The organism is Bacillus sp. AR2-1, assembly GCF_008368755.1.
In the GTDB taxonomy this organism is placed as follows: Bacteria; Bacillota; Bacilli; order Bacillales; family Bacillaceae_G; genus Bacillus_A; species Bacillus_A wiedmannii.
The window spans coordinates 1-5,203 of the sequence record NZ_QORY01000049.1 but is presented as its reverse complement, the minus strand read 5'-3'; the positions used below and the strand labels follow the sequence as shown (position 1 = coordinate 5,203).

Below are 5,203 nucleotides of genomic sequence, written 5' to 3'. Positions count from 1 at the left end.
CTCTAATACTGTTTTGTAATCTGCTTGATCGTAAGATACACTTTCTTTCCAAGCAAAACTACCTGTAATACTCGCTTCAGCATTTGGTCCTTTATCATTTACCCCAACTTTAACACTAGTGTATACCCTACTTCAGAACTAACCTTTGCTGAAGTCATTGTATTAACTGGGGCAGCTTTATGAAATTGAGCACTATCATCACTTGTTATTTCTGCTTCCGTATGATATGCCGATGGCCATTTTAATCCGCCATTATAGTATCCGCCATTAATTGTATATTTAGCATCTATGTTACTACCATCCGTAGTAACAATTGCAATCTTTTTATCTGCGTACGGATCCTCAATAAAGGAAACCTTTATTGAATTTTTGATATTCTGCTTCATGTCATAAGTAGTTTTAAAACTATTATAGACCTTCCCACCATTTTGAAGATTTTCTACAGTTCCCTTAGAATCTGCCAATGCAGATGTTGTTTGTAAACCAAATGTTCCAGACATAATAACGGAAGCTACCGCAACATATTTAGCTATTCCTTTTGTTTTTTTCATACAAACAGCCACTCCTTCTATAAACATATTATTTTTAAATTTCAATAATAGAGATAGATTCATAACAATACAATATAGAAATTTATAAATCTTCACAACATTAACTAGCAGCACCTGTTTCGCTAATTTTTATCTCTCTTATTGATATCTATTATCCATATTATTAAAACATAAGATAACGATTTAAACAACAAATTTAAATACAAATTTAAATTTGTTGTTTAAAAAAGGACAAAAAATTATGGGTATTCTTTACTCCTCATTTCTTCTTGTGTAACTATTCGTATAAAAAAACTAATCCTGTAATACGTTCTTATTCAAAACCAATTTAGTTGCAATTTATTATTTATTCTAAAAATTTTATAAATCTCTATTTTGGTTATTAAAAAAATGAATTTAGTACAAACAGCTTTGTAGATTTGATTATAAATAACGCATTTCATTACTCATCCAAGACATATAACATTCTCTCTAAATATGTAACATATACCCAATTTTAATATCTATTATATTCACCCATACATACAAGTTTTATCAAAATAAAATTTATATCTTATGAATCACTAATAGCACCTGATTTTATTATAAATAATTTGTAAATAACACTACATATTCCTCTTTTATTTAATTCAAGGAGCCCTTTCGTTTCATAGAATATAAAACATTCTTATCCACTCTTAGATTTATTACAATCGAGTAATTATTCGTCTTATGTAATAATTACTTACTATATTATTAACATAGTTACCTTACAAAAATATAAGATTCATTTCGTTGACACTCATATATATAAGTTCCTATACTAGTTACACAATGTTGGTAAATATATAAATAGCCTCTATCTATAAGTGTGTGACTGTGGATTCTTTTTGAAATAATAGCCTTTATTTAATTATATATTCCCTATCTGTAATATATAATGCCACTTACATTTGTTCTGGTAAAAAGAAACTAAAATACTCTTAAAAAGGTGTGTGATAAGTATGTAAAAAGAATATAGATTCAAATAGAAACATTATCAGCCAGATAGGTGAAACCCCATATACTAAAATATAAACATTTCAATTCATATATTTCAAATAGTGAAAAGTTGTATTTTTAAAATGAAAGCATCCAGATTTATAGTTATGCCATAAATCATACTTTTCGACATAGTGTATAACTTTTTAATAAATAAAAGTAACCCTTCCCTTTTAGGGATCTAGACAAAAACACCCAGGTAACGTTTTATGTTGCCTAATACAAATTAGGGGGAATATGTATCATGTTCCAAGAGAGGAAAATAAACGGAAGACCAGTTTATCACTTAAAATACTTAGGTGAGACAGTAGCAATCTGTTCACGGAATGCTTGGAAACGTTGGGAAGTCAAGGGCATTACTATCGATATTTACATATCGGCAAAAACAAAGTTTCAATCAATTAATTTATTTGAACATAAGTATAAATTGTATTTAAGAGGTATGAAGTATGATAACTGATTTTATTTGCAAAGTTTCCTAACCCTAGTTACAATCTAGAAAAAAGTGAGAAAAATCAACGGTGATTACAACAGACAAGGTTCCCTCTATACTTCACACACCTTTAAAGGAATCGAAACCATTCATATCCTATGTCCTATATTAACAACAACGAAGTTTGACAATCAAACTTCGTTTTTTCGGCTTACAATGGATTACAGAAACGATTCAAATTTTCATAGACCCTATCTACTCAATTAGAATCGTTTTGTCTATGTGAACTACTCGCCACCTAGCAAAGCTTGAAGTGAGAGCCTTTCAGTCTCACGACGAAAGTAACCAAAAATATTTTTGTTAATACACAAACACAATATAATTTTACAAAAGACGAAAAAAGAAGAGGGGTTTCTACCCTCTTCACCAATAAAATCGAACATATTTACAATTAAGGAAGGGCATACATTCATCAGGGGATGAATGTAATAATAATAGTTCACCTAGTGAATTATAACATAAATTCACTTCCATTAATAGATATCTTTAACATTTATGGAATATTTGTTACAGAATGGTTAAACATCTTAATATTAAAAGGCTTTATATGCATAGAACTTGAAAATGGCTAGTGTAGGTTAAAATATAAGGGGGATATATATTATGTTTACAAAAAAACAAAAATTAGTAACAACCGTAATAGCTTTAACATTAGGATGTGGATTTACTTTCGGATTAACACCGGCATTTGCAGATTCTAATAAGGCGTCTGTAAGCACTGCACCTATTCATTCTATTCAAAAGCAAGAACTAGAGCCTTTTACTGGATATGTCATTTCAGTAGATAACAATTATTTATTGGTTGCTTCTACATCTACTAAAGATGAAGCTCTCGCTTATCAAAATGATTGGTGGGAGTTAGTTTCTCAAAATAAGATTTTAAGGGTTCCAGTTTCAAATGATGAAAATTACACTATAGGTGAACAGTTAAATGTTTATGCTGCTGCATGGACCAAATCTTTACCTCCAATTGCTGTAATGCCTAAAATTGAAAAAGTAATTCAATAGTTTATGCTAAAAATAACAGGGCATCATTCTAATTAGAATGATGCCCTGTTATTTAGTAAATCACCGAATACGTAATATTTATATTCTTTTTCGTTACTCTCTTATTCCCATTATATATTAACCTAATATTTATCAAACTACGCCTGACGTAGATCCTACATCTCACATTACTGTAAAGATATGAATCGCTCCTTTTAGTAGTTTCGTTTATATTTCCATAGCATACCCTTTAAACGCATTAAGAAATACCTTATTTCATACCCCCTATCTTTTATAATCTTACTGCTATCGCTAGCTGGTTTAACTCTTCAATTCTATTTTCACAGATCCATAAATTCTTCTAAAGTCAGCTTTTTCTTATATATACTTTCAGCAATATCCCCGACATAGCGAATATGCCACGGTTCATATGCATATCCAGTGATACTCTCTTTACCTTTTGGATAGCGAATGATAAATCCTGCACGATGCGCATTCTCTTTCAGCCATTTTCCTTCTTTCGTATTCGCAAAGGTTAGCTCTAGTTCATTATTGGCACTTTTAGAAGAAACATCCATCGTTAATCCTGTTTGATGTTCACTATGTCCAGGCTTTGCCGAGAAGCGATCTGTGTGCTCTTGTCCTTTTCTTTTTACATTGTTTGCATACAGTTTTTTTTGATAATCATAGGAGCGAAACCCTGAAACAGCATTTAACTGGATACCTTCTTTCTTTGCTAAATCAAATAACCTTTCTAGTGCTTCTGCTGCCTCTTTACGAAGGTAACTCTTTTCTAGCGTTCCACTGAATGAGAATGGTACATTAGGTACAACTAAATCTTCCGGTTTATAGTCTTCGGGTAATCCATATTCCTTATTCACTACAGCCTGTATACTAGCAAAAGAGCTTGCTATGTTATTTGAAGTACCATTTTGCTCTCTATTTATGGAGTTTTCACGAGTTTCATAGTTTGTCTTTATTGGTTCTTTACCAATAGATTGATTGGTGTAAACGATAAAGATACCTACTATCACAATCATACAAGTAAAAATCCCTACTAATTTAATTCTCATTATTCATTTCCTTCCTGCCCACTCTTAATGTTTCTCGTTCATAATACTACAACCATATCAAATTCATATTAATTTGAAGTGAACTTTTGTTCTTAACATATTTCTTAACAGAAAGACAGCAGATCCTCCTATTAATTTGACACGCTAAAGATACTAACACATAAAAACCAATTCTATTCCTACATATAGAAAAATAATCTAAAAATTTGTATAATAAGATTAGAAGTGTAGCATTCTATTATAGAAAGGTCTTGGTATGATGCTAGGTATTCATGTTAAAAAAACAAAAGAAGAGTTAATTATTTCATGGCAATTGGCGAAGATTACGATTCCATTACGTGATGTAATTGAGGTTACTGAAGATGCTACCTATGCGGGTGTTGAAGATACTAGTGCAATCCGTATTGGAACAGCATATGGAACAACTGACCGTATATTAATAAAAACGATCAAACAAAATTATGTCTTATTTACAACAAATAAAGTTTCCATTTTAAATGCAATAAACGCTTAAAAATGAACATATTAACGGGCTGAAACAAAAGCCAAGTTAAATAAAAAGGTGTGAAGTCATAGAATTGACTTTACACCTTTTTTAAATACTCTATATGAATGTAAATCCCCTTTAACACTTCAGTAAGATCTTTATCATTTCTATCACACCTTACTACTTTACATCCCATTTTTCTAAGTAAAGTAGAACAATACCCCATTCTCTGTATTAGTTACACCGTACTTCGCACCATGTAAGTCAAATATGTTTTTTACAATTGAAAGAACGAAGCCCGTGCTGCCGCTTGGAAAATTATTCGAGATATACAAGGTTTTTATTCCTGAATACAGCATAAAAAAAGCCTTGGTGACCAAACCAAGACTTTTTTATGACCTTACGACCTATCAATCAACAAGAATCAGAACCACCCGAATTCTTGTTCATTATTATCTAACATACACCCCCACTGTACTATACGTTTTTTATATTTTCAACAATTTGCATTCCTTTTACACAACATTCATACTTTTCAAGTCTGAAAGTACCCTTACTCTACCTCTGCCATTTGAACTCCCCCCACTTTCAC

General features: G+C 31.1%; 4 protein-coding genes and 2 pseudogenes. 3 read left to right on the top strand and 3 right to left on the bottom strand.

The window, feature by feature from the left end; all coding sequences use genetic code 11:
* A pseudogene (locus DT250_RS32515) lies at positions 1–551 on the bottom strand (leukocidin family pore-forming toxin); the annotation flags it as partial.
* A 1,264-nt stretch (positions 552–1,815) separates the two neighbouring features.
* Between DT250_RS32515 and DT250_RS31070 the strand changes: the two are divergent.
* Together DT250_RS31070 and DT250_RS31065 are read left to right on the top strand one after the other, a co-directional pair.
* Positions 1,816–2,031 (top strand): hypothetical protein, encoded by a 216-nt coding sequence (locus DT250_RS31070; protein WP_046955310.1) that lies wholly within the window; start codon positions 1,816–1,818, stop codon positions 2,029–2,031.
* Between the two features lie 636 nt (positions 2,032–2,667).
* Positions 2,668–3,072, top strand: a complete 405-nt coding sequence (locus tag DT250_RS31065) for a DUF3221 domain-containing protein (RefSeq protein ID WP_149214368.1) — start codon at positions 2,668–2,670, stop codon at positions 3,070–3,072.
* 320 nt (positions 3,073–3,392) lie between these two features.
* Here the strand turns inward: DT250_RS31065 and DT250_RS31060 are convergent, their stop codons facing one another.
* Complete coding sequence (locus DT250_RS31060) at positions 3,393–4,124, bottom strand: M15 family metallopeptidase (RefSeq protein ID WP_149214367.1); 732 nt, start codon at positions 4,122–4,124, stop codon at positions 3,393–3,395.
* 259 nt (positions 4,125–4,383) lie between these two features.
* Here DT250_RS31060 and DT250_RS31055 point away from each other — a divergent pair, with 259 nt between their 5' ends.
* Complete coding sequence (locus DT250_RS31055; RefSeq protein ID WP_149214366.1) at positions 4,384–4,638, top strand: SunI/YnzG family protein; 255 nt, start codon at positions 4,384–4,386, stop codon at positions 4,636–4,638.
* Between the two features lie 153 nt (positions 4,639–4,791).
* Here DT250_RS31055 and DT250_RS32850 read toward each other — a convergent pair.
* Positions 4,792–4,919 (bottom strand): annotated as a pseudogene (locus DT250_RS32850) (sensor histidine kinase); the annotation flags it as partial.
* Positions 4,920–5,203: the final 284 nt, after the last annotated feature.